The sequence below is a fragment of the Bifidobacterium sp. LH_413 genome, from assembly GCF_056357015.1.
Map to the genome: position 1 here is coordinate 65,595 of NZ_JBKEVK010000007.1, position 26,646 is coordinate 92,240.

The 26,646-nt window shown below is 66.9% G+C and carries 24 protein-coding genes and 2 pseudogenes; 18 read left to right on the forward strand and 8 right to left on the reverse strand.

Translation table 11 applies throughout. From position 1 onward, the window contains the following. Window positions 1-66: 66 nt before the first annotated feature. The 7 genes from AC1AYN_RS09570 to AC1AYN_RS09600 all read left to right on the forward strand — a co-directional run bounded on the left by AC1AYN_RS09570 (window position 67) and on the right by AC1AYN_RS09600 (window position 5,523). A complete protein-coding gene (locus tag AC1AYN_RS09570; protein ID WP_476503044.1) occupies window positions 67-678 on the forward strand; it encodes a YceD family protein in 612 nt (203 codons plus the stop codon). A 96-nt stretch (window positions 679-774) separates the two neighbouring features. Further along, window positions 775-969: a 50S ribosomal protein L32 gene (rpmF, locus tag AC1AYN_RS09575; protein ID WP_476533050.1), complete on the forward strand. Its 195-nt coding sequence runs from the start codon at window positions 775-777 to the stop codon at window positions 967-969. Window positions 970-1,120: 151 nt separating this feature from the next. Further along, complete coding sequence (gene rnc, locus AC1AYN_RS09580; RefSeq protein ID WP_101621811.1) at window positions 1,121-1,843, forward strand: ribonuclease III; 723 nt, start codon at window positions 1,121-1,123, stop codon at window positions 1,841-1,843. A 230-nt stretch (window positions 1,844-2,073) separates the two neighbouring features. Further along, the gene (locus tag AC1AYN_RS09585; protein ID WP_476533051.1) at window positions 2,074-4,029 is read left to right on the forward strand and encodes an acetolactate synthase large subunit; all 1,956 of its coding nucleotides are present in this window, start codon (window positions 2,074-2,076) and stop codon (window positions 4,027-4,029) included. Between the two features lies 1 nt (window position 4,030). Next, on the forward strand, window positions 4,031-4,588 hold the full coding sequence (gene ilvN, locus AC1AYN_RS09590) for an acetolactate synthase small subunit (protein WP_476533052.1): 558 nt from the start codon (window positions 4,031-4,033) through the stop codon (window positions 4,586-4,588). Between the two features lie 184 nt (window positions 4,589-4,772). Then, window positions 4,773-5,111 (forward strand): FitA-like ribbon-helix-helix domain-containing protein, encoded by a 339-nt coding sequence (locus AC1AYN_RS09595; RefSeq protein ID WP_476533053.1) that lies wholly within the window; start codon window positions 4,773-4,775, stop codon window positions 5,109-5,111. Next, a complete protein-coding gene (locus AC1AYN_RS09600; RefSeq protein ID WP_476533054.1) occupies window positions 5,092-5,523 on the forward strand; it encodes a PIN domain-containing protein in 432 nt (143 codons plus the stop codon). Before AC1AYN_RS09595 ends, AC1AYN_RS09600 begins: the two co-directional genes overlap by 20 nt. Window positions 5,524-5,576: 53 nt before the next feature. On the opposite strand, the gene AC1AYN_RS09605 is transcribed toward AC1AYN_RS09600, so the two are convergent. After that, window positions 5,577-6,263: a nucleoside/nucleotide kinase family protein gene (locus tag AC1AYN_RS09605; protein ID WP_476533055.1), complete on the reverse strand. Its 687-nt coding sequence runs from the start codon at window positions 6,261-6,263 to the stop codon at window positions 5,577-5,579. A gap of 207 nt (window positions 6,264-6,470) precedes the next feature. On the opposite strand from AC1AYN_RS09605, the gene AC1AYN_RS09610 reads away from it, so the two are divergent. Continuing rightward, complete coding sequence (locus tag AC1AYN_RS09610; protein WP_476533056.1) at window positions 6,471-7,676, forward strand: ROK family protein; 1,206 nt, start codon at window positions 6,471-6,473, stop codon at window positions 7,674-7,676. A gap of 13 nt (window positions 7,677-7,689) precedes the next feature. Here the strand turns inward: AC1AYN_RS09610 and AC1AYN_RS09615 are convergent. The 3 genes and pseudogenes from AC1AYN_RS09615 to AC1AYN_RS09625 form a co-directional block, all read right to left on the reverse strand. After that, window positions 7,690-8,721, reverse strand: a pseudogene (locus AC1AYN_RS09615) (ATP-binding cassette domain-containing protein); the annotation flags it as partial. Between the two features lie 137 nt (window positions 8,722-8,858). Next, a pseudogene (locus tag AC1AYN_RS09620) lies at window positions 8,859-9,951 on the reverse strand (ABC-F family ATP-binding cassette domain-containing protein); the annotation flags it as partial. A 193-nt stretch (window positions 9,952-10,144) separates the two neighbouring features. Further along, on the reverse strand, window positions 10,145-10,909 hold the full coding sequence (locus AC1AYN_RS09625) for a type 1 glutamine amidotransferase (protein ID WP_476503036.1): 765 nt from the start codon (window positions 10,907-10,909) through the stop codon (window positions 10,145-10,147). Window positions 10,910-10,998: 89 nt separating this feature from the next. Between AC1AYN_RS09625 and cysS the strand changes: the two genes are divergently transcribed. The 7 genes from cysS (at window position 10,999) to AC1AYN_RS09660 (ending at window position 18,494) form a co-directional block, all read left to right on the forward strand. Continuing rightward, window positions 10,999-12,648 carry a cysteine--tRNA ligase gene (gene cysS, locus AC1AYN_RS09630; RefSeq protein ID WP_476503035.1) on the forward strand — a complete coding sequence of 550 codons (1,650 nt, stop codon included), beginning with the start codon at window positions 10,999-11,001 and terminating at the stop codon, window positions 12,646-12,648. A 148-nt stretch (window positions 12,649-12,796) separates the two neighbouring features. Further along, window positions 12,797-14,437, forward strand: coding sequence for a signal recognition particle protein (gene ffh, locus AC1AYN_RS09635; protein ID WP_476503034.1), 1,641 nt, complete (start codon window positions 12,797-12,799; stop codon window positions 14,435-14,437). Between the two features lie 156 nt (window positions 14,438-14,593). Beyond that, on the forward strand, window positions 14,594-15,655 hold the full coding sequence (locus AC1AYN_RS09640; RefSeq protein WP_476503075.1) for an endonuclease/exonuclease/phosphatase family protein: 1,062 nt from the start codon (window positions 14,594-14,596) through the stop codon (window positions 15,653-15,655). A gap of 214 nt (window positions 15,656-15,869) precedes the next feature. Beyond that, window positions 15,870-16,328 carry a 30S ribosomal protein S16 gene (gene rpsP / locus AC1AYN_RS09645; protein WP_476503033.1) on the forward strand — a complete coding sequence of 153 codons (459 nt, stop codon included), beginning with the start codon at window positions 15,870-15,872 and terminating at the stop codon, window positions 16,326-16,328. A gap of 106 nt (window positions 16,329-16,434) precedes the next feature. Further along, complete coding sequence (locus AC1AYN_RS09650) at window positions 16,435-16,668, forward strand: RNA-binding protein (RefSeq protein WP_034530099.1); 234 nt, start codon at window positions 16,435-16,437, stop codon at window positions 16,666-16,668. A gap of 70 nt (window positions 16,669-16,738) precedes the next feature. Continuing rightward, on the forward strand, window positions 16,739-17,338 hold the full coding sequence (rimM, locus tag AC1AYN_RS09655; protein WP_476533063.1) for a ribosome maturation factor RimM: 600 nt from the start codon (window positions 16,739-16,741) through the stop codon (window positions 17,336-17,338). Window positions 17,339-17,444: 106 nt separating this feature from the next. Further along, window positions 17,445-18,494, forward strand: a complete 1,050-nt coding sequence (locus AC1AYN_RS09660; RefSeq protein ID WP_034530095.1) for a tRNA (guanine(37)-N(1))-methyltransferase — start codon at window positions 17,445-17,447, stop codon at window positions 18,492-18,494. 317 nt (window positions 18,495-18,811) lie between these two features. On the opposite strand, the gene AC1AYN_RS09665 is transcribed toward AC1AYN_RS09660, so the two are convergent. The 4 genes from AC1AYN_RS09665 to rpmB form a co-directional block, all read right to left on the reverse strand. Then, a complete protein-coding gene (locus AC1AYN_RS09665) occupies window positions 18,812-19,411 on the reverse strand; it encodes a nitroreductase family protein (RefSeq protein ID WP_034529600.1) in 600 nt (199 codons plus the stop codon). 177 nt (window positions 19,412-19,588) lie between these two features. Beyond that, on the reverse strand, window positions 19,589-20,191 hold the full coding sequence (gene rsmD, locus AC1AYN_RS09670; protein ID WP_034529602.1) for a 16S rRNA (guanine(966)-N(2))-methyltransferase RsmD: 603 nt from the start codon (window positions 20,189-20,191) through the stop codon (window positions 19,589-19,591). Between the two features lie 108 nt (window positions 20,192-20,299). Then, a complete protein-coding gene (locus AC1AYN_RS09675) occupies window positions 20,300-22,783 on the reverse strand; it encodes an ATP-dependent DNA helicase RecG (RefSeq protein WP_034529603.1) in 2,484 nt (827 codons plus the stop codon). 103 nt (window positions 22,784-22,886) lie between these two features. Next, window positions 22,887-23,081: a 50S ribosomal protein L28 gene (rpmB, locus tag AC1AYN_RS09680; protein ID WP_034529605.1), complete on the reverse strand. Its 195-nt coding sequence runs from the start codon at window positions 23,079-23,081 to the stop codon at window positions 22,887-22,889. Between the two features lie 294 nt (window positions 23,082-23,375). Here rpmB and AC1AYN_RS09685 point away from each other — a divergent pair, with 294 nt between their 5' ends. From AC1AYN_RS09685 to AC1AYN_RS09695, 3 genes are all read left to right on the forward strand, one after another. After that, window positions 23,376-24,536, forward strand: a complete 1,161-nt coding sequence (locus AC1AYN_RS09685; RefSeq protein ID WP_084686220.1) for a PfkB family carbohydrate kinase — start codon at window positions 23,376-23,378, stop codon at window positions 24,534-24,536. 143 nt (window positions 24,537-24,679) lie between these two features. Beyond that, window positions 24,680-25,954: an MFS transporter gene (locus AC1AYN_RS09690; RefSeq protein WP_476533057.1), complete on the forward strand. Its 1,275-nt coding sequence runs from the start codon at window positions 24,680-24,682 to the stop codon at window positions 25,952-25,954. Window positions 25,955-25,990: 36 nt separating this feature from the next. Further along, the gene (locus tag AC1AYN_RS09695) at window positions 25,991-26,572 is read left to right on the forward strand and encodes a hypothetical protein (protein ID WP_476511951.1); all 582 of its coding nucleotides are present in this window, start codon (window positions 25,991-25,993) and stop codon (window positions 26,570-26,572) included. Window positions 26,573-26,646: the final 74 nt, after the last annotated feature.

The window sequence follows — 26,646 nt, forward strand, 5'->3', positions numbered from 1 at the left end:
CCGGACAGACCGAACGTCAACAAACACGTCAACAGACACAGACACACCGAAAGAAAGGCTTGGACCATGTCCCGTCCCGAAGATTCCCCGTGGGCCGTTTCCGTCGCGCAGGTCGCGTCGCGCGCCGGCCAGTCGAAGGCCGTCGACGCCGACTTCCCCGCGCCGAGCGGCATCGGCGACGAGGTGATCGGCGTCGAGGAGGGCGCGCCGGTGCACGTCGCCGGTTCGTTCGACTCGATCGTCGACGGCCTCATCCTCACCGCGCGCGTCACCGCGCCCGTGCACGCCGAGTGCACGCGCTGCCTCAAGCCGATCAGGCGCGACTGGGGCGTGGACGTGACCGCGTTCTTCCCCTACGAGTCCGAGCGCGACGCGAACCGCGGCCGCGACGACGGCAAGGGCGAGGTGGACATCATCGCCGGCGAGGAGGAGTCGGAGGACACGTACCCGCTGCTCCAGGGCGGCGCGTTCGCCGATCTCGAGGCGCTGCTGCGCGACACGCTCGTCGAGAAGCTGCCGCTGCAGCCGCTGTGCCGCGAGGACTGCAAGGGCCTGTGCTCGCAGTGCGGCGTCGACCTGAACGAGCACCCGGACCACCACCACGAGACCACCGACATCCGCTTCGCCGGACTCGCCGCGCTGAAGGCGCAGCTGGAGGCCGACGGACAAGGCGAGTGACGACACGCGGCGGCGTGCGCATCGTCTTTGTACAGGCGGTGCGTTACAGTACTGAACGCTTAAGCTCAATGTTCGAACGAAACAGAGGATACTGAAATGGCACTGCCTAAGTACAAGACCTCGCGCGCCAACACGCACTCGCGTCGCGCGAACTGGAAGGCGACCGCTACGGCGACCGTGACTTGCCCGAACTGCGGCGAGCCGGCCCTGCCGCACGTGGCCTGCCCGAGCTGCGGTTCCTTCCGTGGCCGCATCTACCGTGAGGCCATCCGCCCCGGTCACGCCAAGTGATCCACGCGGCATAGCCACGAATAACGGCATGAAGAAAGCCCTGCCATCGACGGGTGGCGGGGCTTTCGCATAGCTGCACGCCGTTTTCATGCGGCCGTCCGCAAACGGACTGAAGGACAGCGAAATCCCCAAGGACATCAAGGAGCATATGATGACCGAAACCACATCCACCCGCACCGCCGGCCCGTCCGACGCGGCGAACGAACTGCTGGAGCGTCTGGGCACGACGATCAGCCCCGACCTGCTCGTGCAGGCGCTCACCCACCGTTCCTTCGCGCACGAGCACCCCGGCGTCAAGCACTACGAGCGTCTCGAGTTCCTCGGCGACGCCGTGCTCGAACTCGTCGCCACCGAGACCCTCTTCCGTGTCCATCCGGACATGACCGAAGGCCAGTTGGCGAAGATGCGGGCCAAGGCGGTGAGCGAGGAGGCGCTGAGCGCGATCGCCCGCACCAAGCTGCACGTCGAGCCGTACATCCTGCTCGGCCGCGGCGAGGCGGCGCAGGGCGGCGCCTCGAAAAGCTCGATCCTGTGCGACATCGTCGAATCGCTGATCGGCGCGACGTTCGTCGAACACGGCATCGACGGCGCGCGCGAGGTCGTGCACCGCCTCGTCGACGACACGCTCGCCGAGGTCGCGACCGAAGGCCCGGCGCTCGACTGGAAGACCTCGCTGACGGTGAAGGCGCACGAGCTCGGCAGGCCGGAGCCCGTCTACCACATGTCCGTCTCCGGACCGGAGTACGCGCAGGTGTTCACCGCGCGCGTCACGCTCGGCGACGACGAGACGGTGCTCGGCACCGCGCGCGGCTCCAGCAAGCGCAAGGCGCAGCTGGCCGCGGCGGAGATCGCCTGGCACAAGCTGTCCGACTGATTCCGTCGCCTCGGACGCGCGGAACGCATGGGCGGAACACACGCGTCCGGGGCGACGCGCGTTCCGCCCATTGGGCCATGTCTCGCAAACATCCACGGAACGCATAGACTGGTAACACGCGCGAAAGCCGGCCACGACCCGGCTTTCCATGCAACGGGGCCGCCTGCGGTTCGGGCCACACGCCCGGAGAAGGGCGGCCATGGACCAGTAAGTGAAGTGTGAGAGGGATTATGGCTTTACCCACGCCTTTGCAGGCTTTCAGCGGCGTGCCCAAAACGCCCGTGAGCGACAAGCAGACCATCGTCGACGGTGAGAAGATGACCGGCGCGCAGGCGCTGGTCCGTTCGCTGGAGGATCTCGGCGTCACCGACGTGTTCGGCATCCCGGGCGGGGCCATCCTGCCCGTCTACCATCAGATCAACGACGACCTGAAGTTCCGGTTCATCCTGATGCGCCACGAGCAGGCCGCCGGCCACGCCGCGGAAGGCTATGCGATCGCCACCGGCAAGGTGGGCGTGTGCATCGTCACGTCCGGTCCGGGCGCCACGAACGTGGTCACCGCCATCGCCGACGCGAACATGGACTCCGTGCCGATGGTCGTCATCACCGGCCAGGTGGGCGTCAACGCAATCGGCACCGACGCGTTCCAGGAGGCCGACATCGTCGGCATGACCTACCCGGTCTCCAAGCACTCGTACCTCGTCACCCGCGCGCAGGACATCCCGCGCGTGCTCGCCGAGGCGTTCCACGTGGCCGCCACCGGCCGCCCCGGCCCGGTCGTCGTGGACCTCACGAAGACCGCGCAGGTCGGCGACATGTACTACTCGTGGCCGCAGCGCATGATCCTGCCCGGCTACAACCCGACGACGAAGGCGCACGGCCGCGTGCTGTCCGACGCGGCGAAGCTGTTCAACCAGTCGTACCGCCCGGTGCTGTACGTCGGCGGCGGCGCGATGCGCTCCAACGCCGGCGCGCAGGTGAAGCGCCTCGCGGAACTCACCGACTCCCCGATCGTCACCACGCTGCCGGCACGCGGCATCGTGCCCGACTCCGACCCGCACAACCTCGGCATGCTCGGCATGCACGGCACAGTGGCGGCCACCGGCGCCGTGCAGCGCTGCGACCTGCTCGTCGCGATCGGCGCGCGCTTCGACGACCGCGTGACCGGCAAGCTCGACGCGTTCGCCCCCGGCGCGCGCGTCATCCACATCGACATCGACCCGGCGGAGATCGGCAAGAACCGCACGCCGGACGTGCCGATCGTCGGCGACGTGGCGACCGTGCTCGACGACCTCATCCCGGAGATCGAGCGCGCGCAGGCGATTACGCCGAAGCCGAACCACAAGCCGTGGTGGGACCGCATCGCCTACTGGCGCAAGCAGTACCCGATGACGTGGGACGAACCGACCGACGGCTCGCTCGCCCCGCAGTGGGTCGTCAAGACCCTCTCCGACATGGCCGACCCGTCCACGATCTGGGTGACCGGCGTGGGCCAGCACCAGATGTGGGCGTCCCAGTTCATCGACTTCGAGAACCCGAAGTCGTGGATCTCCTCCGGCGGCCTCGGCACGATGGGCTATGGCCTGCCGGCCGCGATCGGCGCGTCCGTGGGCTCGGCCCGCGAGTTCGACGGGAAGAAGCCGGTGTGGCTCATCGACGGCGACGGCTCGTTCCAGATGACCAGCGAGGAGCTGGCGGCCGCGTTCTTCGCGCGCACGCCGGTGAAGATCGCGCTGCTCAACAACTCCGTGTACGGCATGGTCCGCCAGTGGCAGACCCTGTTCTACGACCACCACTACTCGCAGACGAACCTGCTCGACGGCGAGGCGCACGGCGCCGAGGGCGACGCGCAGGCGGCCGCCGGCGAGCTGCCGCTCGAGGTGCCGGACTTCGTGAAGCTGGCCGAGGCCTACGGCTGCGTCGCGTTCCGCGTGTTCACCGAGGAGGAGGCCCGCGAGGCCATCGAGAAGGCGAACGCGATCGACGACCGTCCGGTGCTCATCGACTTCCGCGTGTGGAAGGACGCGATGGTGTGGCCGATGGTCGCCGCCGGCGCGTCGAACGACGAGGTGACGTACAAGCCGGGCGTCAAGCCCCTGCTGGACGATACCGAGGGCGACGCGTACGTGAACGCCGCCGAGGAGGCCCGCGAGGCCGCCGACGCGTCGGATGGAAAGGAGAACTGACATGCCCGCGAACTATCCTGCTTCCAAGCCCGGCTCCGAGCGTCATACGCTGTCCGTGCTGGTCGAGAACCGCCCGGGCGTGCTGGCCCGCATCGCGGGGCTCTTCGCCCGCCGCGCGTTCAACATCAACTCGCTGTCCGTCTCCCCCACCGAGCGTCCGGACATCTCGCGCGTGACCGTCACGGCCGATGTGGAGGCCGTGCCGCTCGAGCAGATCATCAAGCAGCTCAACAAGCTGCTGCACGTGCTGAAGATCGTCGAACTCGACCCGAACACCACGGTGGAGCGCGAGCTCGTGCTCATCAAGGTGGCCGCCGACGAGTCCAACCGTTCCGACGTGCTCGAGATCGTGCGCCTGTTCCGCGTGCGCGTCGTCGACGTGAACCCGGAGTCGCTCACCATCGAGGCGACCGGTGCGGAAGGCAAAATCGACGCGCTGCTCGGTCTGCTGGAGCATTACGGCGTGATCGAACTGGTCCGCTCCGGCGCGGTCGCTGTGACCCGCGGCCCGAAGGCGCTCAGCGAGAAGGTCCTCGGCTCCGAGATCACCGGCCGCTGAGCATCATCGGCCCGCCGCCAATCGGGTGACCCACGCATAGGGAACATAGGGGGTTTGGGAGTGTCGCGAGACATTCCCAAACCCCTTTTTCCTTGGCATTCATCTGCTAGCATTATGCTTGCATATATGACTGCAACATGACAGCACGACAGTGCTGCCATGACGAAACGGCGAGGAGGCGACGATGAGCACGAGCGAGGCGACCGGCACCATCACGGTCCGCAAGGTGCCCGCGGACTGTCTGGACACGCTGAAGAAGATGGCGAAGGACAACAACCGCTCGATGGAGGCGGAGGTGCGTTCGCTGCTCGAGGAGTGCACCACCGAATATCTGGCGCACCGCATCACCACCTCCGCCGATCTCGTGGCGGAAATGCAGCGCCTGCTCGACGGCGAAGGCCTCGGGCCGGATGAGGAGCTGTGCCCGCCGCGCAATACCTACGATTTCGGGCCACGTCCCGTAGACCTCGGCCTTGGAGACGACGGTGACGATTGCAGGGACGATGATGATCACCGTCCTTGACACCAACGTCATCAGCGAAGTCACCAGCAGAAGCCTCATGAACGCCAACGTCCGCGATTGGGTCATAGCACAACGCCTTCAGACCCTTCACACCACAACTATCACCATCGCCGAGCTGCTGTATGGCATCGCCCTGCTGCCGGAATCGCGCAGGAAGGAGACACTCAAACAGACCACGTCGGCGATCATCGACAACTTCCGGCAGCGGACGCTGCCTTTCGATACCGCAGCCGCATCATATTACGCCGCCATCGTCGCCACACGACGGGCATCAGGGCACCCCATAGGCATGCAGGACGCGATGATCGCGGCGATCGCGCGGGCGCACGGTGCGGCCGTGGCGACGCGCAACGTCAAGGATTTCGAGGGCACCGGGGTCACACTCGTCAATCCGTGGGCGCACACGGGCTGACGGCCGCCGGTAGCGCGCAAGCACCGGCGGTGCACCACACCGCCGCCGTCCACTCACAGGTCGAGCGGCGGCAGGGAGACGGTCGCGTCGGCGCGGTCGCGGCAGGCAGCGATGCGGCGGGCGTTGACCTCGTCGACCTCCATGACCCACTTGCGCGCCTGTTCCGGCTCCTTGCCGAACCTGATGTGGCGTTCGACCAGGCGCTCGCGGCGCAGTTCGTCGTCGACGTCGACATACCAGACCTCGGTCATGGCCGCGCGCACGTCCTTCCACGCGTCCGTCTCGTCGAGCAGATAGTTGCCTTCGGTGACGACGAGGCGGGTCCACGGGAACACCGGGATCGCGCCGGCGAGCGGCTGCTCCAGATCACGTTCGAACATCGGGGCGTAGATGACGCCGTCCTCGCCCTCGTGGATGCGGCGCAGCAGGGAGCGGTAGCCGCGCGCGTCGAACGTGTCGATCGCACCCTTGCGTTCCAGACGGCCCAGACGCCTGAGTTCGACGTCGGCCAGATGGTAGCCGTCCATCGGCACCCATGCTGCGAAATGGTCCTTCGGCTCGCCGACGACGCCCGTCTCGTCCGGCACGCCTTCGGCGAACGCCTCGGCGAGAAGCTGCGCGAGCGTGGACTTGCCGGCGCCCGGTGCGCCGACGATGCCGAGAATCACGCGCTCGTGGGTTGCGAGCAGCTGGGCGACGCGGGACTTGGCTTCTTCGAGATCTGCGATATGGACGGTCATCGTCGTTTCCTCCTGTGGAATGTGCGGGTTGCGGCATCCGCATGTGTTTGCCTTGGAGTGCCCCGGAAGCTTCACCGCCTTCCATTGCTCTCCTTGTAGTACATAAATGTACCATAGTTTTGTATAGTGCTATACAAAATAGTAGCAATTATTGTGAAGATATTGTCAATACAGTGATGCGCTATGCTAACTGATATGAATAAGCCCGTGGAACAACCCGAACTCGGTGACGGCGCCGTCGAACTCCTCACCCAACTGCGCACGCGAGGCCCGATGACGCGCAGCGAGATCGGCGCGGCGACCGGATGGGCGCGTCCGACCGTGAACAGACGCATCGAGGAATTGGAATCGATCGGCATCGTCCGACCACTCTCCATGCCCAGCCGAACCGGCGGACGCCCGGCACAGGGATTCACGTTCGATCCGTCATGCGCGGTCATCCTCGCCATCGACATCGCCACCACGGTCACCACAATCGCCCTGTGCGACCTCGACGGCGCGCCGGCCGCGGTCCGGACCATCGGGACCGGCGCCGAGGACGAACCGGAGCATGCGCTCGATCTGATCGAGACGGCGGCGGACGCGCTGCTGGCCGACACCGGCGATGACGGCGCCACCGGCCCGTATCGTCTGTGCGCGGTCTCCATCGCCGTGACCACACGCGTCGAGACCGCCACCGGCAACATCATCCAGGCGCCGGTGATGCAGCATTGGGAAAACCATAATCTGCGCGACCACTTCTCCACGCACTACCACGTGCCGGCGTTCGTCGAGAACGACGCCAACGTGCGCGCCCTGTGCAAGGCGCACCGGATGGCCGCCGACGGCGAGCGCATGGTCGCCGACCTGCTGTACATCCACGCGGGTATGGGATTGGGTGCGGGCATCGTCTCGAACGGCGAGATCATGCACGGCGCGTTCGGCGGCGCAGGCGATATCGGCCACATCCACGTGTTCGGCGCGACCGGCGCGGAAAGCCCATGCCGATGCGGCAATCTCGGCTGCGTGGAAGCCACCGCGGGCGGCTGGGCCGTATTGGAGGCGCTGCAGGATGCCGGCGAACCGGCGCGCACACTGGCGGACGTGGTCGATCTCGCCGCGCATGGCGACGTCGAGACGGTGCGGCTGGTCCGTCAGGCGGGCCGTCTGATCGGCGATGTGGTCTCCGCCTGCGTCAACATGCTCAATCCGTCGTGCATCGTGGTCGGCGGGGAGCTGTCCCATTGCGGCGAACTGCTGATGAGCGGTGTGCGCGAGCGCGTATGGGCCCGCGCACAGCCGCTTGCCGCCGCGCCGTTGCGCATCGAATCCTGCGACGACGAGGCGCGGGCGGGCATCGTCGGACTGGCCTACGCGGCCATCGACCAGGGATTGACGTCCGCGGACTTCCTGCGGAGGCTCGCCCGAGACTGACCGTCCGTCCCGGCTACTGTTCGAGCTGTTCGGAGAGTTCCATCCATTCGGTTTCGAGCGCGTCGGATTCGTCGGTGACGGCCTGCAATTGCTCGTTGAGCTTGTTGAGCCCCTCGTAATCGCTCGGATCGTGCGCGGCCATCTGCGCCTCGAGCTCGGACTTGCTCTCCTCCAGCTTGGCGAGCTTGCGTTCGATGGCGGCCACGCGCTTCGAAGCCTCGTGGAACGCCTTGCCGGTGAGCTTCGGGGTGGTCGTGTCCCCGGCTCCCTCGACGGCGCTACCCCCTCCGTCGCGTGGCGACACCTCCCCCTGCAAGGGGGAGGAAGATGTGCTCTTCCGTCCGCTCTTGCCGCCGGTGCCGGCGAAACCGGGCGTGTCCTCGGGCAGCCCCTTGCCGTTCTTCAGGCTCTCGACCATGTCGAGGTAGTCCTGCACGCCGCCGGGCAGATGGCGCACCTTGCCGCCGATCAGCGCGAACTGCTGGTCGGTGACGCGTTCGAGCAGGTAGCGGTCGTGGGAGACGACGATGAGCGTGCCCGGCCATGTGTCGAGCAGGTCCTCCATCACGGCGAGCATGTCGGTGTCGAGATCGTTGCCGGGCTCGTCCATGATGAGCACGTTCGGCTCGTCGAGCAGGATGAGCAGCAGCTGCATGCGGCGCTTCTGGCCGCCGGACAGGTCGCGGATTGGGGTCATTAGCTGCGCGGATTCGAAGCCGAGACGCTCCATGAGCTGGCCGGGCGTGACCTCCTTGCCGTCGACGATGTAGCTCGGCTTGTAGCGCGACAGCACTTCCTTGATCTTGTACTTGCCGAGCTTCTCCAGTTCGTCGAGACGCTGCGAGAGCACGGCGAAACGCACGGTCTTGCCGATGTTCACGCGGCCCACGGTCGGCGTGAGCGTGCCGTCGATGAGCTTGAGCAGCGTGGACTTGCCGGCGCCGTTCGCGCCGACGATGCCGAAACGGTCGCCGGGGCCGATGAGCCAGGTCACGTCGTCGAGGATCTCGCGGCCGGAGACGGTCACCTTGCGCGCGGCGGACGTGCCGTCGCCGGAACCGTCGGCCGCGCCGCCGTCCGCGGCCGACGCGGAGGCGTCCACGCCGATGGACTCGCCGCCGGTGTTCCTGCGGCGCACAGCGCGATCGTCGTCCGACGTCGCGGCGCCGCCCTCCGCCTCGGCCTTCGCGCGCGCCTCCTCGGCGGCGGCGACCGCCTCGGGCACGCCGGCGTCGACCAGACGCGGGTCCGTCATATCGGTCACGGCCACCTCGACCGAGCCGTGCAACTGCGGTTCCGCGTACATCGGTTCCACCACGTCCACACGGGAGGCGGATTCGGCGAGCGCGGCCGCGTCCGGATCGACTTCGACGTCGGTCTTCTCGAAGATCTGCGTCACGTCGACGAGGTCGACGACCTGCTTGCCGAGGCGCGAGGTCGCCATCTGCTTGAGCTCGAGCGTGTTGCGCATCGGCGGCACGTCGGCGATGAGCTCTCGCGCGGCCTTGACGTGGAACTTCTGCTTGGTGGAGCGGGCGCGGGCGCCGCGCGACAGCCAGGCGAGCTCCTTGCGCGCGAGGTTGCGGCGCTTCGTCTCGCGCACGTCGGCCTGACGGTCGCGTTCGACGCGCTGGAGCATGTACGCGGAGTAGCCGCCCTCGAACGGCTCGATGACACCGTCGTGCACCTCCCACATCGATTCGCATACCTCGTCGAGGAACCAGCGGTCGTGGGTGACGAGCAGCAGCGCGCCGGCACCCTTCGACCAGCGGTTCTTCAGGTGTTCGGCGAGCCAGTGGATGGTGACGACGTCGAGATGGTTGGTGGGCTCGTCGAGCGCGAGAATGTCCCAGTCCTTCAGGAGCAGTCGCGCGAGGTCGGCGCGGCGGCGCTGGCCGCCGGACAGGGAGCCGACCTTCGCGTCGAGGCTCATGCCGCCGAGCAATGCCTCGACGATCTCGCGGGAGGTGTTGTCGGACGCCCACTCGTAGTCGGCGCGCCCCTCCAGCGCGGCCTCGCGGATCGTGGCGTCGTCGTCGAGCGGATCGCGCTGGTCGAGCATGCCGAACGTGAGTCCGCCGCGTTTCGTCACGCGGCCGGAATCCGGCTCCTGCGTGCCGCGGAACAGGTGGAGCAGCGTGGATTTGCCGTCGCCGTTGCGGCCGACGATGCCGATGCGGTCCCCTTCGAACACGCCCTGCGTCACGTCGGTGAAGATGGTCTTGGTGGCGAAGGCGAGCGAAACGTGTTCCAGTCCAATATCGTAAGTCGGCATAAGCCACTAACTTAGCGCCACCACCGGGCATCCGCCGCCCCTCACGCCCCACGGCACCCCTCCCGCACCCCATGGTGCGCTCTTTCTCCCATGGTGCGGCAACACACTTTCTCCATAATGGCGGAATGACGCCATTCCCGCTCACCGCACCATGAGGGGTTTACCGCACCATGGGATGGAAAGGCGGGGAAAATCAGCAGATGACCGGGTCCTTGGGGGCGTTTGCGTTCGCCTCGCGGACGAGACGGCGCGCGTAGCTGTTGCAGCGGGCGGCGAATCCGGTGAACACCTGGTCGGCGAGCGGGTGCAGCAGCGGGTTGTATTGCGCGAAGTCCTCGCGCAGCTTCGACTTGGAACCGCCGGCGGCCTTCAGGTCCTTGACCATGCTCGGCTCGTCGAGCCACTCCTCCATCAGGGCGGAGCTCACCTCGAGATGGAACTGGAGGCCGAGGGCCGATCCGGCGCGGAACGCCTGCACCTTGGTGAGGGGCGAGCGGGCGAGCAGCTGTGCGCCCTCGGGGAGCCCGACCACGTCGTTGTGCCAGTGCAGCACGTTGATCTGCTTGTCCCACATGGAGAAGTAGTCGTGCTTGTCGACGCGCTTGATCGGCGCGAACCCGATCTCCGGCTGCTCGCCACGGTGCAGTTTCGCGCCGAGCGCGGTGGCGATGATCTGGTGGCCGAGGCATACGCCGAGCACCGGCTTGTTCACGGCGATGGCGGCGCGCGCCAGCTTCGCCTCCGCCTTCAGGCCGGGGTACTTGTCATAGTCGGTGGCCCCCATCGGGCCGCCCATGATGACCAGGCCGGCGACCTCGTCGAACGAGGGGAGGTCGGGTTTCTTCCTGTCCACCACGTTGAGGATCTGATAGCCGAGGCCGATCTCGTCGAAGGCGGTGGCGATGCGGCCGGGCTTCTCCCATGGGACATGTTGCAGAACAAGCACTTGTGGCGTCATGTCTCCTATTGTGGCACGACCCACGTAAACGACGGGCGCGTCGGCCATCCGGTTGCGCCCGTCGCCGTCCGCACATACTCTGTTGACTTATGGGAAACAGCCAAGAACCGCATGATTTCAGCACTTCCGTGATGCCGAGCGCGTTCACTCCGGTGAAGGTCGCCAAGGCCGCCGCGGGCCTCAAGCTCTACGACACCGCCTCGCATACGACGAGCGTGTTCACGCCGATCAAGCCCGGCGAGGTGGGCATCTACGTGTGCGGCGCGACGGTGCAGTCGTCGCCCCACATCGGCCACATCCGCGCCGCCGTCGCGTTCGACATCGTGCGTCGGTGGTTCCTCAAGCTCGGCTACAAGGTCACGTTCGTGAGGAACGTCACGGACATCGACGACAAGATCCTCGACAAGGCCGCCGCCGCGGGCCAGCAGTGGTGGGCGCGCGCCTACTACTACGAGCGCGAGTTCACGCACGCCTACGAGACGCTCGGCGTGCTGCCGCCGACGGTCGAGCCGCGCGCGACCGGCCACATGTCCGACATGATCGACCTGATCGAACGCATCATCGCGAACGGCCACGGCTACGTGGTGACCGACGCGGACGGCGAGCCGACCGGCAACGTGTACTTCGACGTGGCGTCGTGGCCGCATTACGGCGAGCTGACGCACCAGAAGCAGACCGCCGAGGTGGACGAGGCGGCGGCCGTGGCCGACCGCATGGGCCCGTCCGTTGACGCCGCCGGCGACGACAAGTACAATCCGGTCGATCCGGCCGATGCCTCCCCCGACAAGCACGACCCGCGTGATTTCGCCCTGTGGAAGGCCCCGAAGGACACCGATCCTCAGGACGCCCGCTGGAGCACCCCGTTCGGCGTGGGCCGCCCGGGCTGGCATATCGAATGCTCGGCGATGAGCCACCGCTACCTGAAGGACGGCTTCGACATCCACGGCGGCGGCCTCGACCTGCGTTTCCCCCACCATGAGAACGAGATGGCGCAGACGCGCGCCGCCGGCTACGATTCGGCCGCCCGCTGGATGCACTCCGCGTGGGTCACCGCGAAGGGCGAGAAGATGTCGAAGTCCCTCGGCACCGGCCTGTCCGTGCCGAGCGTGCTCGCCGAACATTCCGCGTGGGTGGTGCGCTACGCGCTGGGTTCCGTCCAGTACCGTTCGATGCTGGAGTGGTCCGATCAGGCGCTCGTCGAGGCGCAGGCCGCGTACGACCGCATCGCGAACTTCATCGAACGCGCCGGTGTCGCGCTGGGCGGCCAGCCCGCGCGCGACGAGATCGAGGCCGTCTCCGCCGACGATCTGCCCGCCGACTTCACGGCCGCGATGAACGACGACGTGAACGTCTCCGGCGCGACCGCCGCGATCTTCACGGCAATCCGATCCGGCAACACGCTGCTCTCCAAGCTCGCCGACCACGCCGACTCGGACGAGGCCCGCGCCGAGGTGCGCGCCTCGCTCGTCGCCGTGCGCGCGATGCTCGATACCCTGGGCCTCGACCCGCTGGCCGAGCCGTGGGTGTCCGCCGGAGCCGCGGGCGGCGCCGGCGACGGCGCCGACGAGTCGCCGGAGCATGCGGCGTTGGAGAAGCTGATCGGCGAGCAGCTGGCCGCACGCGCCGAGGCCCGCAAGACGAAGGACTTCGCGAAGGCGGACGCGATCCGCGATGCGCTGGCCGGAGCCGGCATCGCCATCGAGGACGGCCCGCAGGGCTCCACCTGGAGCCTCAAGTAGGCGGATGCCGCGACTGAGGGAGAGACTGTGGACGGGGTCGACCGGTCTCTCCCTCCGACCTCGCTTCGCCCGGCCACCTCCCTCGTCAGAGGGAGGCAAGGAAGGTGCCCCTTCGTTTTCCCCCGCCACGGCTAGACTGTTGCCCATTATGGCAGCATTTAGTTCTTTGACTGACAAGCTCTCGAATGCGTTCAAGCATCTGAAGAGCAAGGGCAAGCTTTCCGAAACGGACATCGACGGCACGATCCGCGAGATCCGCCGCGCGCTGCTCGACGCCGACGTGGCGCTTGAAGTGGTGCGCCCGTTCACCGCGCGTGTGCGCGAACGCGCGCTCGGCACCGAGGTGTCCGACGCGCTGAACCCGGCGCAGCAGGTCGTGAAGATCGTCAACGAGGAGCTGACGGCGATCCTCGGTGCCGGCGTGGACCGTCCGTTGAACTTCGCGAAGAACCCGCCGACGATCATCATGCTCGCCGGCCTGCAGGGTGCCGGCAAGACGACGCTCGCCGGCAAGCTCGGCTACTGGCTCAAGGATGCGGGCCACACCCCGCTGCTGGTCGCGGCCGACCTGCAGCGTCCGAACGCGGTCACCCAGCTCCAGGTGGTGGGCGAGCGCGCCGGCGTGCCGGTGTACGCCCCGGAGAAGGGCGTGCAGTCGGACGGCGGCGACGCGGTGTCCGCGCCGGGCCAGACCACCGGCGACCCGGTGAAGGTGGCGCGCGATTCGATCGCCTTCGCCAAGCAGAAGCTGTACGACACGGTCATCATCGATACCGCCGGCCGTCTCGGCGTCGACGAGGAGCTGATGAAGCAGGCGCGCGACATCCGCGACGCCGTGAACCCGAACGAGATTCTGTTCGTCATCGACGCGATGATCGGCCAGGACGCGGTGCGCACCGCGAAGGCGTTCGACGAGGGCGTGGACTTCACCGGCGTGGTCCTGTCCAAGCTCGACGGCGACGCGCGCGGCGGCGCCGCCCTGTCGGTCGCGTCCGTGACCGGCAAGCCGATCCTGTTCGCCTCGAACGGCGAGGGACTGAAGGACTTCGAGGTCTTCCACCCGGACCGCATGGCCTCCCGCATCCTCGACATGGGCGACATCCTCACCCTGATCGAGCAGGCGCAGAAGCAGTTCGACGAGAAGCAGGCCCGCGAGGCCGCGGCGAAGATGGCCGAGGGCGAGTTCGGTCTCGACGACTTCCTCGAGCAGCTGCAGCAGGTCCGCAAGCTCGGTTCGATGAAGTCGCTGCTCGGCATGATCCCGGGCATGGCGGCCCACCGCAAGGAGCTCGAGCAGTTCGACGAGCGCGAGATCGACCGCACGGAGGCGATCATCCGTTCGATGACGCCCGAGGAGCGTCGCAACCCGAAGATCATCAACGGCTCCCGCCGCGCCCGCATCGCCTATGGTTCCGGCAACACGGTCTCCGCCGTCAACGCGCTGCTCCAGCGGTTCGAGCAGGCCGCGAAGATGATGAAGCGCATGTCGAACAAGGCCGGTCTGGGCGGCGGCGTGCCCGGCTTCGGCGGTTCGATGGGCGGCGGCAAGAAGAACAAGAAGGCCAAGGGCAAGAACAAAAACAAGAAGGGCCGTTCCGGCAATCCGATGAAGCGCGAGGCCGAGGAGAAGGCGTTGCGTGACCGTCTGTCCGGCAAGAAGTCGGGCGGCTCCGCGTTCGCCAAGCCGCAGAACCCGGCCCTGCCCGCCGGCCTCCAGCAGGCGCTGGACGCGAACGGCGGCGAACTCCCGCCGAACCTCGGCGGCGGCCTGGCCGGCCTGCTCCGGTAGACCACGTCTCGGCTCCCCTTGTCAGGGGAGCTGTCGCCGAAGGCGACTGAGGGGTAGTCCGTCCTTGGTCGGTCTCTCCCCCAGTCAGCCTACGGCTGCCAGCCCCCTCGACGAGGGGGCCTATTTAATTGTCCTCAAGAAAGGTGTCTGTTCATGCTGGTCTGGTTGCTTTGGGGCGTGATGATCGTCGGCATGCTGTGGGTGCTGCTCAGCGAGCTGCCCGCGGGCATGGAGGCGCGCATGCCGTTCCCGTACATGATCGCCCTGATCCCGTTCCTGTGGGTGCCGCTCGTCGCCTGCGCCGTGGTCGCCGGAATCATCCACGCGTGGGGTCCGATGTGCTGTCTGCTGGGCGTCGCCCTGTCCGCTTCGACCCGCCGCATCGCGTATTGGGGCACGGACCCGCATCCGCGGCGGGAGCACCGCACCGAGGCCATGGCGCGTGACGCATCCCGTGAAACGTCGCGTGAAACAGATTCCGACAATCGTGAAACATCGCGTGAAACGTCACCCGCCGAACCGCCGTCGTCGCTCACGCTGATGACGCTCAACTGCCGCTACGGACGCGCCGACGCCGCCGCGATCGCGCGCGAGGCGCGCATGCGCGGCGTCGACGTGCTCGCGCTGCAGGAGGCGACCGACGACCTGCTCGCGCGTCTCGACGCGGCCGGCATCGCCGATCTGCTCCCCTACCGCCAGTCCGGCGAGTCGAAGGAGACCGACAACGGCGGGTTCAACGTGATCCTCTCCCGCGTCGAACCGGACGACGCCACATCCGACGCGATCGCCATCCCGGCGGCCGACGTGCCGTCGATCACCCTGCCGATGGCGGGCGGACGCGACGTGACGTTCGCGTCCGCGCACCCGAAGTCGCCGATGAGGGGGCCGCGCGAATGGTCGGCGGGCATCATCGGCCTTGGCGGACTCGCCAAGGCCGCGAAACAGGAGGACCACGCCATCGCCGTCGTGCTCGGCGACCTCAACTCCTCCACCGAGCATCCGAGCTTCCGCGCGCTGCTGAAGACCGGATTCCACGACGCGAGCCTCACCCAGGCGAAGGGGCCGAACCTCACGTTCCCCCGCTGGCTCAAGTGGCCGCGCATCGAACTCGACCATATCCTCGCCACGCGCGGGGCGGACTTCGACGCCGTCGCATCGTTCGAGATCCCCGAAACCGACCATCTCGCGCTGACCGCCCGCCTCACGGTGCGCGCGTAGGCATGCACCGAGGCACGCACGCAGAGACCCACGCACCGAAGCGCACGCGCATAGGCGTGTCGCGAGTCCGGGGCACGGCGCTATAATGAACCGGTTATTCGCGAGTGCGTGGCGCCCTCTACACCCCGTGCCGCGAGGAACACGTGGGCTCGGCGAGCTGCGCCCCACAATGCGAACCGAACACACACCCCTGATATTTTTAAGGAGAGCCACTTTGGCAACCAAGATTCGTCTGAAGCGCATGGGTAAGAAGTTCTACGCGTTCTACCGCGTGGTCATCATGGATTCCCGTACCAAGCGCGATGGCCGCGCCATCGAGGAGATCGGTACCTACGATCCGAACACCCAGCCTTCCACGATCAAGATCAACTCCGAGCGCGCCCAGTACTGGCTCGGCGTCGGCGCCCAGCCGACCGAGCAGGTCTACAAGCTGCTGAACATCACCGGCGACTGGCAGAAGTTCAAGGGTCTCGACGGTGCCGAGGGCACCCTGAAGACCGTTGAGGCCGGCCCGGATGCCGCCGCCCGCGTCGAGGCCGTCGAGGCCGAGGCCCAGAAGCTCAAGGCCGCCAAGTCCGAAGCCGAGGCGAAGGCCAAGGCCGAGGCTGAGGCCGCTGCCGCCGCCGAAGAGGCTCCGGCTGAGGAAGCCGAGGCTCCGGCCGAGGCCGAGTGAGCCACGCCGCAAGGCGTACTTGACGACGACATTGCCTTCGACGCGGTAGGCTGAGTAATCAGCGACCCGTGGTCGAAGGCAATGCTGCATAGAAAGGCTGATTGGAATGCTCGCACAGGCAGTGGAACATCTCATCAAGAACATCGTCGATTTCCCGGACGACGTGTCCGTCAAGTCCCATGAGAACGCGCGCGGCGAACTGCTTCGCGTGCGCGTGAACCCGGAGGACATCGGCCGCGTCATCGGCCGTTCCGGTCGCACCGCCAACGCGATTCGCACCGTGATCCAGGCGCTGTCCGACCACAAGGTGCGCGTCGACATCATGGACGTGCGCCACTGAACCGACTGGCGAGGCCGACGGACGACTAGGTACTCGATGGGGTACACTGCTTGGCATGGCAGATCAGAATATGCATGACGACCCTCAGCAGCTCGAACTGCTGAGGGTCTGTCGTATCGGACGGGCGCAGGGCATGAAGGGCGAGGTCACCGTCCAGGTGTTCACCGACGAACCGGAATGGCGCTTCGAACCCGGTTCCGTGCTCTACTCGAAGGACGGCGCGACCGAATACGTGGTGGAGTCCTCGCGCACGTTCAAGAAGCGCTGGATCATCAAGCTGGAGGGCTGCGACAACCGCGACGCCTCCGAGGCGCTCAACGGCACCGAACTGTACGGCGAGGCCGACGATCCGGACGAGATGCTCGAAGCGGACGAATGGTATCCGAAGGACCTCATCGGTCTTGAGGCCCGCATGGCGGAGGGCAACGGCCTGGGCGCGGAGACCGGGCTGGTGGTCGGCAAGGTGGTCGACGTGATCGACTCCCCCGCCCAGTCGCTGCTCAAGATCAGGCTCGCCGAACCGGTGCAGGTCGGCACGGCGAAGGACGGCACGCCGGTCATGGAGAAGACCGCGCTCGTGCCGTTCGTCGACGAGCTCGTGCCGGACATCGACGTGGAGGAAGGTTACCTTACGCTCGACCCGCCCGGAGGCCTGATTCCGGGACTCTAGACCGTTCTCCCCTCCCATACGCCGTCCCGACCGGCGGATTCCTCCGGTCTCCGCTTCCCTCCCGCCCTATCGTGTGGTTCCGCACCGCACGATAGGGTGGTTGCTTATGAAGATCGATATCGTGAGCGTGTTCCCCGAGTATTTCGACGTGATGGGATTGAGCCTGATGGGCAAGGCGCAGGAGAAGGGCCTGCTGACCATCACCGCGCACAACCTGCGCGACTGGACGCATGACGTGCATCATTCGGTGGATGACACCCCGGTGGGCGGCGGTGCCGGCATGGTGATGAAGCCTGCCGTGTGGGCCGAATGTCTCGACGAGCTGCTGGGACTGGAGCCGCAGGAAGGAACCGACGCACCCCATGAAGCCGCGACGGAGACGGTGACGGCCACGCATACCATCACTGGCAAACCAGTGTCCGATGAGACACCGGCAGATACCGATATTCAGACACCGGTAGATACCGATATTCGACGTGTTTCCACGTGTGGAACCGCTGGTGAGTCCGGCCCCAAGACCGTCGAAAACGCGGAATCATCCGCCCTTGAAGACTCGTTTACGGTGTCCGATGAGACACCGGCTTGTCAGTCACCGCAGGAGCACACGCCGGTGCTCATCTTCCCGAATCCGTCCGCGCCGCTGTTCACGCAGCGCGACGCGACGGAGCTCTCACACGCGGAGCATCTGCTGTTCGGCTGCGGCCGCTACGAGGGCTACGACGCGCGTATTCCCGAGTACTACCGTTCACAAGGCATCGACGTGCGCGAGTATTCGATTGGCGACTATGTGCTCAACGGCGGCGAGGTCGCGACCTCGGTGATGGTCGAGGCGATCACGCGCCTGATTCCGGGATTCATGGGCAACGCCGACTCCATCGTCGAGGAATCCTACACGGGCGCGAACGCGCTGCTCGAACACCGCCAGTACACGAAGCCGGCGGAATGGCGCGGATTGAAGGTGCCGGATGTGCTGCTCTCCGGCGACCACGGCAAAGTGGACCGCTACCGCCGTGACGAGGCGCTGACGCGCACGGACGAAATCCGCCCCGACCTCATCGAGCAGCTGGACTGCAAGTCCCTGGACAAGGCCGACCGCAAGACCCTGATGGCCCTAGGCTGGGAAGTCTCCACCCCCCACCCCCGCAAACTGCGATAGATACGACGCGCCCCCGCCGGCGGCCGCAAACACAACTCCGCCCCCGCTGGCGGGGGGCTGTCAGCCGCAGGCTGACTGGGGGTGGCTCCATACGAAAATGACCACCCCCACCCGCTTCGCGGGAGCCCCCGCCAGCGGGGGCAAGGAAACGGAATCGGCCTCCGGCCGTTGCGATTCCCCCGCGGCCTACGGCTACTTCTCCACTCTTCCTCAGTCGGCTTCGCCGACAGCCCCCGCCAGCGGGGGCAACGAAACGTGACGTACCGTAACGGCATCGTCACCGGCCGACAACCCCCGCCGGCGGGGGCGAGGAAATCTTACAGGCCGAAGACCTTGACGCGGGTCTCGGCCGGCTGCTTTTCGACCGGGCCGGCGGGCTGGGCGACGATGCCGAACGGCATCTGGGCCTGGAGCTTCCAGCTCTTCGGCAGGTCGAACTCGGCGGCGACGGCCTCGTCGATCAGCGGGTTGTAGTGCTGCAGGGAGGCGCCCAGGCCCTTCTCGGCGAGGGCGGTCCACACGGCGAGCTGGAGCATGCCTGCGGCGTCACGGGCGAAGCCGGGGAAGTTGGCGGCGTAGGCCGGGATGTTCTCCTGCAGCTGCTTGGTGACGTCCTCATCATCGTAGAAGAGCACGGTGCCGTGGCCGGCGGCGAAGGAGTCGATCTTCGCCTCGGTGGACTTGAAGGCCTCCTCATCGTTAACGACCTTGCGCAGGGTCTCCTTGACGATGTCCCACAGCTTCTGGCTGGCGTCGCCGAACAGGACGACGGCGCGCTGCGGCTGGGAGTTGAAGGCGCTCGGCACGTCGACGACGACCTTCTTGACGAGGTCGGCGATCTCCTGGTCGCTGATCGGCGAGGCGTCGGTCAGCGCGTACTGGGAGCGGCGGGTTTCAAGAGCGGTGACGAAGGACATGAGATTCCCCTTTTCGTTCGTGGTTCCGGATGCCCATGCGGCACCCGCAATATCTCGTTTCGAGATATGACTATACATGCATATCACGATTCGAGGTATCTTCGGCGTGGCGCACACCGGCCAAGCGGTCATGCAATGCCCGCCCACCCCGCGGTCAGGCCCGGGAAACCGCCCGTCTCAGCTTTCGTCGCCTGTGGCACCTTCGATCCGCTCGATGTAGTACACGGCCGTCTCACCATAGTCACGGTCGTCCGTGATCTCCCAGCCGTCCGGCGGCGTCGGCCGCTCGGACCGCGCGGAACGCTCCAGCATGACCACGGTCCCCTCCCCCGCGAATCCGTTCGCCGCGAGATCGGCGAGCAGCCGGTCGCACGCCTCCGTCTCGAACGCGTACGGCGGGTCGATGAAGATCACGTCGAACGCGCCCGCCGCTCCCGCGCCGGAGGCCGCATACGCCTCCGCCTTGCGCACGATCACGCGCGCCGAGAGATCCGACGACCATGACCGGTTGCGCTTCAGCTGCGCGACGGTTTTGACGACAAGCGCGGCCGCCGGCTTCGACGCCTCCACGGCCACCAGCTCGCGGGCCCCGCGCGACAGCGCCTCGATGCCGAGCGCCCCCGTGCCGGCGAACAGGTCGAGCACACGTGCCTCGTCGAGCACGCCCCACGCGTCGAGACGCGAGAAGATCGCCTCCTTGGTGCGGTCGGTGGTCGGCCTGGTGCCGGTCTTCGGCGTGGCCAACGCCACGCCCTTGAATCGTCCTGAGATCACTCGCATGGCTACCGACTTTAGCGGTACGCCACGTCGTCCATTTCCGGTACTGACTACCCCTCAGTCCCGCTACGCGGTCCAGCTCCCCTGACAAGGGGAGCCGAAAAACGGGCGTCAGTTGGAGGTGAGGAAGGTCTCGTTGCCGCGTGTGAAGTCAAGCACCGCGCCGGCGAGCTGCGTGTGCCCGTCAAGCGTCGGATCGTCGGCGAGCATCCGTTCGGCGCGCGCCCGCGCGTCGGTGATGAGGTCCGCGTCCTTGATGACGCGCAGCAGTTTGAGGCTCGATTTCGCGCCGGACTGCGCGTCGCCGAGCACGTCGCCGGCGCCGCGGAACTCCAGATCGGCCTGCGCGATCTCCGCGCCGTCCAGCGAATCGTGGATGACCTGAAGCCGTGCTTCGGCCGTCGTGCCCGCTTCGGCGCGCGAGACGAGGAACGCCCAACTGTCCGTGCCGCCGCGGCCGACGCGTCCGCGCAACTGATGCAGCTGGGACAGGCCGTACCGGTCCGCGTCGAAGATCACGATGCAGCTGGCCTGCTTCACGTCCACGCCGACCTCGATCACGGTGGTGGAGACGAGAATCGGCGTCTCCCCGGAGGCGAATCCGGCCATGACCTCGGCCTTCACATCGTCCTTGTCGCGTCCGGTAAGCGTCGCGAACCGGATGCCGGCGAACTGCGGCAGCGCCTTGAGCCGCGTCGTGATCTCCGCCACCGAGTGCAGCGGCGGTCGCGCGACCGTCTCGCCGTTCTCGTCGAGCGTCTCATACGCGTCGTCGATGCCGTCCAACGCCGTCACCTCGCCGCGCGAACCCCGCCCGCCGCGCGAGGAGCCGCGGCCGCCGCCCGGCACCCCCGCATCGTCGTCGGAGTCCGCGTCGATGCGCGCGCACACGATGTAGGCGCGCTCCCCCGCGTCGATGCGCGCACGGATGTGCGCGAACATGCGCGCCATCGTGCGCCCGTCCGCCTCGTTGACGACGATCGTGCGGATCGGCTTGCGCCCGCCGGGCAGTTCGGTGAGCCACGAGATGTCGAGGTCGCCGAACCAGGTCATCGCGGCGGTGCGCGGAATCGGCGTGGCGGTCATGACGAGCAGGTGCGGCGCGGTGCCGTCCGTCGATTTCGCGTTCAACGATTCGCGCTGTTCGACGCCGAACCGGTGCTGTTCGTCGATGACGACGAGCGCGAGCCGCGGCGCCTGGAACGTCTTCGAGAAGGCGGCATGCGTGGCGACGATGATGCCCGGCGTGCCGCTCGCGGCGGCGGCGAGCGCCTTGCGCCGCGCCGCGAGCTTCATGCCGCCGGTGAGCAGCGTCACCGGCACGGACGGACCGGCGTCGCCGCCGTCCGCGCCGCGATCGCCGGCACCGTCGCCATCGCCGGCACCGTCCGCGCCGTCCATCGCGGCGATCATGCGCGTGATGGTCTCGACGTGCTGTTCGGCGAGCACCTGCGTGGGCGCGACGAGCACGGCCTGATAGCCGGCGCCGACGGCCTGGAGCATGGCGGCGAGCGCGACCACTGTCTTGCCGGAGCCGACCTCGCCTTGCAGCAGACGCTGCATCGGCGTGTCGCGCGTCATGTCGGCGGCGATGTCGTCGATGACCTCGCGTTGGCCGTTCGTGAGCGTGAACGGCAGGGATTCGACGAACCGGTCGCGCAGGGACGGGGCATCATCGGCGCCCCCGTCCGGCAGCGGGCACGGGTGCGCCGCGGACTTGTGCGCGCTGCGACGCGCCTCAAGCAACGCGGTCTGGCACACGAGCGCCTCCTCGTAGCGCAGGGTGGCGATGCCCTTGTGGAAGTCGGCGACGGTCTTCGGTTCGTGGATCGCGCGGAACGCCTGGGCGCGGTGCATGAGTCCGCGCGCGCTTCGGATGGTTTCGGGCAGCACGTCGGGGATGGCGTCAGCGAGCGTGCGGGAGAACCGTTCCTCATCGTCGTGGGATTGCAGGGTGATGTCGTCGGTGCCGGGCGCGGGCATGTCGCGCCCGCCGAGCGCCCACATGAGGCTCAGGATCGTCTCGTGGATGCGTTCGCTGGACAGTCGCGCGGACGCGTGGTAGACGGGTCGCGGCCGGGTGACGCGCGCCAGCGCCTCGGCGACGTTCGGCGCGTCGTAGCCGTTCGCGTGTGGCATCGACGGTTCCGGCGCGACGGTGATCACCTGCGGATGGTTGAACTGCAGCTGCCCCATGTACTCGCCGGGCGCGCCGGAGGCGACCACGACGGTGCCGGGGGCGAGACGGCGCGCCATCCAGTCGAGATACCCCTTCCTGCCGGAGAAGAAGACGAACTGCGCGCCCGACGGCAGTACGCCGCGGGAGGCGGCGAATCCGTCGTCGTCGACGTTGACGACGAGACGCATGTTGCGCGAACCGTGGAACGTGCGCGCCGAACGCACCGTGCCGGCGAACGCCATCGCCTCGCCGACGCGCGCCTCGCCGAGCGCGCGCGACGGCACCGGGTCGGCGACGCGGAACGGATAGTAGGTGAGCGCGTCGCCGATGGTGACGATGCCGAACGACTTGAGCGTGGACGCGCGGCGTTTGTTCGCCAACAGCGCGGCGATCGGAGTGTCCCAGGTGATGCTCATAACGTCCTATTCTCCCACACGCGACGACGCGCGCGACGGCTAAAACGAAAGCCTCCATCGGCGAACCGATGGAGGCTTCGATACGTTGACGCTATCCGCGCACTCACGCAACCGCGCGCTGGACCTTGCCGGCCTTGATGCACTTGACGCACACGCGCAGGCGAACGTTCTCGCCCTCGACGGTGGTACGGACCGACTGGAGGTTCGGACGGAAGGTGCGCTTGTTGCGGATATGCGAGTGAGACACGGTGTATCCGACCTGCGGACCCTTGCCGCACACGTCACAACGAGCTGCCATGATGGACTCCCTTTAACCTTGACTATCAAGTCTTTTTCGCGATTCGACCGGGCATGCGAACACGCTTAGCCGAACACACAACTTCACGAATATATCCCAGCGGCCCGACAAACGCAACACGCGTAGTATCCTATGCGGTTCCGCGCACGGCGAATACGCAGCAGAATCGTCTCCGATGACCGTTGCATCACACCCCGAACGGCCTAAAATCCACCATACACCGGGCCCACGGCCATAGAATGGTGGCAGTGCATCGCGTCGGACGCGTGCAATCGAGCGCTCAAGGAGGACGCCATGTTGTCGAAGCACATCAACGGGGAGACGAAGGGAACACGACTGGGCGAGTTCATCGAACAGCGGCAGGAGGAACGACGCATCGACCGGGCCGTGGCGGAGTCGGACGCCGCTGACAAGGCCGCGGCCGCCGCGAAGTCGTCGGACTCCACAAGCGGCGGCCACACCCCGTCGGTGATCTCACTCGGCCAAGTGTGGGTCGACATCATGATGGATGTGGACGAACTGCCCGAGCCGGGCGGTTTCGCGGTCTCCAACGCCGCACGCCCGGTGGTCGGCGGCAGCTACCGCGTGCTGGACGCGGTGAGCAGCATGGGCGTGCCCGCCGAACACGCCGGCATCATCGGCAACGGCGTGTGGGCGGCGATGATCCGCGAGGCGTACGAGCACGACGGCATCACGCACGTGGGGCCGTGCCGGCTCGACGCGGACTCCGGATTCCGTCTCGTCTTCCACGACGACGACGGGCGCAAGACGTTCGTCGCACGCTACGGCGTGGAGGCGCAGGGCGACGCGCGCACGTTCGACGCGGTCGAACCGGAGGCGGGCGACGTGGTGCATGTCAGCGGCAACACGCTGCTCGACCATACGGCGGCCGGCATCGACGAATTCATGCACCGGGCCGGCGACGACCCGAAGTCGCGCCCCTACCGGCTCGTCATCAATCCGACGAACACGCTCAAGCTCGTCAACGACCACCTGCTCGAGGATCTCGTGCTCGCGCGCCCCACATGGTCCTGCAACCGGCAGGAGGCGAACACGCTGGCGGAACGTCTCGGCGTCGACCTCGGCGAGGCGGGGGCGTTGACCGTCGGCGGCGGATTCGACCAGGCGATGAACGCGTTGTGCGACGCGCTCGGCAACACGCTGCGCGCGCCGCTGGTCGTGCGCGCCGGATCGCGCGGCGCATGGGTGCGCGAACCCGGCGGCGAAGTGCAGCATGTGGAGGGCTATCCGACGAAGGGCGTGCACACGCGCTCCGCCGGCTCCTGCCACACGGGCGCCATGTGCGCGATGCTCGCGAAGGGATGGTCGCTGGCCGATGCGGTGAACATCGCCAACGCGGCCGCCTCGCTCGCCATCCAGCGCCATCGCGCCGGCGTGCCCGTCTGCCCGAGCTACAAGGAGGCGGTCACGCTGGCCGGCGTCGCAGCGCGGTAGCGGTCCGGTGGCGGTCCGACCGCGACCCGACAACACACGGATACGCGCGATAATTCACTCTGCGTTCACCGGCGGGCGCGCTGGGCGGCATGGGGACTCCCCTACGATGGATTGCAGTTTCCGTCGTCGAGGAGAGTTCCATCATGTCCGAACAGTCAGTGAACGCGGCGCCGTCCGCCGCGGCGAAGCTTACGCCGCGTGAGAAGAAGTGGATCGTCTACGACGTGGGCAACTCCGCGTTCGTGCTGTTGTCGACCGCGGTCGTGCCGATCTACGCGAAGTCGCTGATGCCGGCGGACGGCAACATCGTGTCCGCGTGGGGCTACGCGCAGACCATCGCCTCGCTGGTGATCGCGTTGCTCATGCCGCTGCTCGGTTCGATCGCCGACGTGCAGGGCATGAAGGTCAAGTTCTTCCTCGGGTTCTTCGGCACCGGCGTGGTCACGTGCTGCGCGATGGCGTTGCCGCTGACCTGGCTGCCGTTCCTCATCGTGTACGTGCTCGCGACGATCGGACTTAACGGTTCGCTCACCTTCTACGATTCGATGCTCGTCGACACCACGTCGAACGAGCGCATGGACAAGGTCTCGTCGCACGGCTACGGCTGGGGTTATATCGGCTCCACGGTGCTGTTCATCCTGTGTCTGGTGCTGATTTTCGGCGGTCCGGCGCTGTTCGGCTGGTCCACGGCGGCCTGCACGCGTGCGTCGTTCGTCATCACCGCCATCTGGTGGGCGGCGTTCACCGTCCCGCTGCTGACCAGCTACCGGCAGGTGCATTATCGCGCGACCCGCGAGCATACGGCCGAAGCCATCCGCGGCACGTTCTCCGAACTCGCCTCCACGCTCGGCAAGGTGGTGAGGAACAAGCCGCTGTGGATGTTCATGATCGCGTTCTTCTTCTACATCGACGCCGTGAACACGGTGATTTCGATGAGCACCTCCTACGGCACGCAGCTCGGCATCGATTCGACGCAGCTGGTGGCGGCCCTGCTGGTCACCCAGTTCGTGGCGTTCCCGTCCGCCATCGCCTACGGCCGTCTGGCCGGCCGGTTCGGATGCAAGCCGATGATCATGGCCGCCGTGATCGCCTATCTGGGCATCGTGTTCTTCGCCGCGTTCTTCCTGCGTTCGGCCGTCGAGTTCTGGGTGCTGGCGATTCTGGTCGGCATCTTCCAGGGTGGCATCCAGGCGCTCTCCCGCTCCTACTATGGCAAGATCATCCCCAAGGAGCACGCCAACGAGTACTACGGCCTGTACGATATCTTCGGCAAGACCGCCTCGATTCTCGGCACGTTCCTCGTCGCGACCACCACGTCGCTGACCGGCAATGCGAGCCTCGGCGTGCTCTCCATCGCGATCCTCCTTGCCGTCGCCCTCGTCTTCCTCACCCTACAGAAGGATCCGACCAGGAACTGACGTTTCGTTCCGATCCGGCATAGCGAAAGGTTCGATATGGACGGCCGTAATGGCGACGACACTGACAGCCGATCAGCCGGCTCGGACAGGCCCCGATACGCCCACGCATTTGTCGGCCACCTGTTGCTGAATGCCATCGTCTCGTTCCCGATCAGTCTGATCATTGCGTGGCTGGGGCTGCGCTTCATCGCGCGCATCGTGTTCGATGGCGGCACGCTCGCCGCAATGCTGGCGATTACATGGATCGGAATATCGCTGATTGATTCACGTTGCGACTATGAACTGCGCCGGACCGTCAACCGCATCAATTCGCCGATGCCATGGCCGCTGATCGCCACCAAGATTGCATTGCCGTTCGCCTTGCCGTGGATCGCCACCCTCTGGCACACGGACATGACGATTGTCGCGGCTACGAGCATCGCTGCCGGCGCGGTGCGACTGATGGAAATCATCGGCCTCGAACGACCATGGCGAAGCGAGGACCAGACGATGATCGACCGGCAACGAGAAGAGTTGAGGCGCATCACCCGCGAGACTGCCGAGGAGATCCGCAAGGAACGCCGCGCACAGGCGGACGGAGACACCTACGACCCCTACAATCTGCGCGGCAAACGGTGAATCGCCGTTCCTGCCCCCATACTTGGGATTCGTGAGAAAACGGCGGATCGACGCCCATACAACCAACGGTTGCG